Genomic DNA, 4148 nt, shown 5'->3' on the forward strand with positions numbered 1-4148 from the left:
TCCTGCACACAGGCAAGTTCAGCCGCAGCAACGATGCCTTCGCCAACGGCGATGCCCATCGATCCACCCATGAAGGAGAAATCGAAAACGGCAATCACGGTCGGATGACCACCAACTTCGCCATGGGCCACAGCCAGAGCATCCTTGAAGGTTGCTTTGGCCTGGGCCGCCTTGAGGCGGTCGGTGTATTTCTTCTGATCGCGGAATTTCAGCGGATCGACCGGAACATTCGGTAGTTCGATGGTCTGGTACTTGCCACCATCAAACAGGGTTTCGAGACGTTCCTTGGCGGAAATGCGCATGTGATGACCGCAATGCTGGCAAACATGATTGTTCTTTGCCAGATCGCGATGGAAGATCATCTGTTCGCAGGATTTGCATTTGTGCCAGAGGTTTTCGGGCACATCAGTGCGGCGAACAAGTTTCTGAATCTTTGGACGGACGAATTCAGTCAGCCACGACATATCGGATACTGATCCTTGGTTCTGTCTATATCGGTTCTTTCAAACGCAGCGCCATCTATTTGCGCGCGTTTCGGACCCCGTTTGCAAGTTCACGCACAAGGCCGGTAACCATAGAGGCGGTCTTATCGGTGGCCTTGCCGTTTTCGTCAAGACTTTCGGCAATTTTTGATACGATTGCCGATCCGACGACAGCGGCATCGGCCTGTTTTGCCACGTCGGCTGCCTGGGCTGCGGTCTTGATGCCAAAACCGACCGCAATCGGAAGGTCGGTATGGCGACGCAGGCGTCCCATTGCTTCGACGATCTGCTCATTGCTGGCAGATCCGGCACCGGTCACACCGGCAACCGAGACATAGTAAACAAAGCCCGAGGTATTCTGAACAAGTTTCGGAAGACGCTTGTCATCAGAGGTCGGCGTGGTCAGACGAATGAAGGACAGGCCTTTTTCCACGGTCGGAATGCAAAGCTCTGCATCTTCTTCGGGCGGCAGATCGACAACGATCAGGCCATCAACCCCTGCATTGCGCGCATCTTCAAGGAATTCGGCAACGCCATAGATATAGATCGGGTTGTAATAGCCCATCAGGATGATCGGCGTATCATGATCCTGATCGCGGAAGCCGCGCACAATCGACAGCGTCTTGCGCATATGCATGCCAGCGGCAAGCGCGCGCAGCGATGCTTCCTGAATGGCGGGGCCATCGGCCATCGGATCGGTAAACGGCATGCCCAGTTCGATGATGTCGGCACCGGCATCGGGCAGCTGTTTGAGGATTTCAAACGAGGTTTCCGGGTCGGGATCGCCTGCGGTGATAAAGGTTACCAGACCGGCACGGCCTTCTTCCTTGAGCTTGGCAAAACGTTTGGCGATGCGGTCCTGGCCGCCGATGATAGCGTCGCTCACAATTCTACTCCCAGTGCTTCGGCCACGGTAAAGATGTCCTTGTCACCCCGGCCACTCAGACACATGAGGATGATCTTGTCCTTGCCCATTTTTGGGGCTTCTTTCATGATCTGCGCGATCGCATGGCTGCATTCCAGGGCCGGAATGATGCCTTCGAGTTCCGAACAGAGTTTGAAGGCCGCAAGGGCTTCCTTGTCGGTGATCGGCTCATAACGTGCACGACCGATATCCTTAAGCCAGCTGTGCTCCGGCCCGATGCCCGGATAATCAAGACCGGCCGAAATCGAATCGGCTTCCTTGATCTGGCCGTCATCATCCATCAGCAAATAGGTACGGTTACCGTGCAGAACGCCCGGCTTGCCCGCCGAGAGGCTTGCGGCATGTTTGCCGGTATGAACGCCGTGACCGGCGGCCTCGACACCGACAACTTCAACGCCCTTGTCATCAAGGAACGGGTGGAACAGACCAATGGCGTTGGACCCGCCGCCAACCGATGCAATCACCTGATCGGGCAGGCGATTTTCAGCTTCCATGATCTGCCGGCGGGCTTCATTGCCGATGACCGACTGGAAATCACGGACCATTTCCGGATAGGGGTGCGGGCCAGCTGCGGTACCGATGATATAGAAGGTATCTTCGACGTTGGTGACCCAGTCACGCAGGGCTTCGTTCATCGCATCTTTCAGCGAGTTCGAACCGGAAACGACCGGTTTGACCTCTGCACCGAGAAGGCGCATGCGGAACACGTTGGGCGACTGACGTTCGATGTCCTTCGAGCCCATATAGACCGTGCAGGGCAGGCCAAAGCGTGCGCATACAGTCGCGGTCGCAACGCCATGCTGACCGGCGCCAGTTTCGGCGATGATACGGGTTTTGCCCATGCGCTTGGCCAGCAGGATCTGGCCGATGCAGTTATTGATCTTGTGCGCGCCGGTATGGTTAAGGTCCTCGCGCTTGAAATAGATCTTTGCACCGCCGAGTTCCTCGGTCAGGCGTTCGGCGAAATAAAGCGGGTTTTCACGGCCAACATAGTGACGGAGATAGTAATCCATCTCCTTTTTAAACGCGGGGTCTGCCTTGGCGTCCTTGTAGGCTTGTTCCAGCTCAAGGATCAGCGGCATCAGGGTTTCGGCGACAAAGCGTCCGCCGAAATTGCCGAAATGCCCGTCCGGATCGGGCAGAGCGCGGAAGCTGTTAGGTGCAGAAGACGTCATGGAAGTTCCCCGTGGATTGGCCGTGATGGCGTTCACGACAGCATAGGCAGGTGACAATATATGGTCTGCCAGACCATCTGTGCGCAAGCACCGGCAGGGTCTGGCCCCATACTGTACCTAAAAAGGTGCGTATTGGATTAGTGGGCTGCGTGCTCGGCCAAGGATTTGTCGAAGATATATTTTTTCGAGCAATACGGGCAGACCACCTCGCCTTTTTCCTCAAGATTAAGGTAAACGGTCGGGTGCCCAAGGTGACCTTTTCCGCCGTCGCAGGCAACATTTAGCGTGCCGACTTTGATTTCTTCGGTGATCTTCATATATCCAGTTCCAAGTTTGCCTTTTTCAGGCTTGTATGACCATCGGGATTGGCCGCGCACTGTGGACAGCATTGACCCCGGTTTCCCGGGAATGATACCGATTGGGCATATTCAATCAATACTTTCGCGTGCTCATGGCGCCTCATGGTCTTAGCGCAAACAAGCGACGCGGAAAAGAGTGGAGATCACGGACATATGACTGCAATGCCCGACTATGCCATCGAAGTCGAGGGGCTGACAAAGGTCTATAAGGGATCAAACGGTGAAAAACTCGCCCTTGATAACGTTTCGCTCAAGATCCCGCGCGGCTCGTTTTTTGCTCTTCTGGGCCCGAACGGTGCCGGAAAGTCTACGTTTATCAATATCTTGGCCGGTCTTGTCACCAAGACCAGCGGCACGGCAAAAATCTGGGGCAATGATATCGAAGCCCAGATGCGCGCTGCACGTTGCTCCATCGGGATCGTGCCACAGGAACTGAACCTGGATGCATTTTTCACCCCGCGTCAGGTGATGGAATTGCAGGCGGGCCTCTATGGCGTGCCGAAATCCGAACGCCGCACGGACGAGATTCTTGCCGCCATCGGACTCGCCGACAAGGCAGACTCGTATGCAAGGTCGCTTTCGGGCGGGATGCGTCGCCGTCTTCTGGTCGGCAAGGCGATGGTCCATACGCCGCCGGTTCTGGTTCTTGATGAACCGACGGCCGGCGTGGATATCGAACTGCGTCAGCAGCTTTGGGCTTACGTCAAGGAGTTGAACAAAGCGGGCGTCACGATTGTTCTGACCACGCATTACCTTGAAGAAGCCGAAGAACTCTGTGACGAGATCGCGATCATCAATCAGGGCAATGTCATTGCCCATGAAGACAAGCGCAGCCTGCTGCGCCGGATTGATCACAAGACGCTGGTTCTGACCGTGAACAACGAACTGAACGCAGTACCCGACGCCCTGTCGCCCTGGGGGGCAGAGCTTAAATCGGAAAACCAGATCGCGCTTCATTACCGCCCGAGCAACACGCAGATGGCGGAAATCCTTGAGGCGATCCATGGCTGTGGCCTTGCGATCAAGGATCTGTCGACCGAGGAAGGCGATCTTGAAGATATCTTCCTGATGCTGACGCGTGACAACAACAAGCAACGTGCAGGTGCCGGCAAGGCTGCCTAGTTCGTTGCGATTTCGTAATCATGTACAAAACCCCGCAAGTTTTCTTGCGGGGTTTTGCGTGATTGCGTTTTGATCCGCTCGATCA

General features: G+C 55.5%; 4 protein-coding genes and 1 pseudogene. 1 reads left to right on the plus strand and 4 read right to left on the minus strand.

Features of this window, described 5'->3' with window-relative positions:
* From B3Z49_RS09595 to B3Z49_RS09610, 4 genes and pseudogenes are all read right to left on the minus strand, one after another.
* Positions 1-464: pseudogene (locus tag B3Z49_RS09595) on the minus strand (acetyl-CoA carboxylase carboxyl transferase subunit beta); the annotation flags it as partial.
* A gap of 55 nt (positions 465-519) precedes the next feature.
* A complete protein-coding gene (gene trpA, locus B3Z49_RS09600; RefSeq protein ID WP_296990367.1) occupies positions 520-1368 on the minus strand; it encodes a tryptophan synthase subunit alpha in 849 nt (282 codons plus the stop codon).
* Complete coding sequence (gene trpB / locus B3Z49_RS09605) at positions 1365-2582, minus strand: tryptophan synthase subunit beta (protein WP_008888670.1); 1218 nt, start codon at positions 2580-2582, stop codon at positions 1365-1367. Before trpB ends, trpA begins: the two co-directional genes overlap by 4 nt.
* Positions 2583-2719: 137 nt before the next feature.
* A complete protein-coding gene (locus B3Z49_RS09610; protein WP_040822460.1) occupies positions 2720-2899 on the minus strand; it encodes a zinc-finger domain-containing protein in 180 nt (59 codons plus the stop codon).
* 195 nt (positions 2900-3094) lie between these two features.
* On the opposite strand from B3Z49_RS09610, the gene B3Z49_RS09615 reads away from it, so the two are divergent.
* Positions 3095-4063, plus strand: coding sequence for an ABC transporter ATP-binding protein (locus tag B3Z49_RS09615; protein ID WP_008888668.1), 969 nt, complete (start codon positions 3095-3097; stop codon positions 4061-4063).
* The last annotated feature ends 85 nt before the right edge of the window (positions 4064-4148 follow it).

Origin of the sequence: Thalassospira sp. UBA1131 (assembly GCF_002311515.1) — a bacterium.
Taxonomy (GTDB): Bacteria; Pseudomonadota; Alphaproteobacteria; order Rhodospirillales; family Thalassospiraceae; genus Thalassospira.